This is a genomic window from Paenibacillus sp. MER 99-2, from assembly GCF_023714095.1.
Lineage (GTDB): Bacteria > Bacillota > Bacilli > Paenibacillales > Paenibacillaceae > Paenibacillus.
On record NZ_JAMAUZ010000053.1, the window covers coordinates 1 to 257 of the forward strand.

At 49.8% G+C, this 257-nt stretch carries 1 protein-coding gene; it reads left to right on the top strand.

Annotated features, from left to right (window positions below; genetic code table 11):
• Positions 1–257, top strand: a 257-nt coding sequence (locus M3636_RS29280) for a DDE-type integrase/transposase/recombinase (protein WP_251384762.1), incomplete at both ends; no start/stop codon positions are given.

Genomic DNA, 257 nt, shown 5'->3' on the forward strand with positions numbered 1-257 from the left:
GTCACCGATATCACCTACATTCCCTGCCGAGGAGGCCGGTTATATCTCGCCAGTGTTCTGGATTTATGTACGCGTGAAATTGTAGGCTGGCGTCTGTACAACCATATGGAAACGAGTCTGGTGCTAGATACATTGAATGATGCTTACCGGGCCAAACGCCCCGCTCCAGGACTGCTACATCACTCGGATCGTGGCTCGCAGTACACGTCAAAAGAATACGTGGAGCAACTGAAATCGTATGGTATGGAACTCAGTAT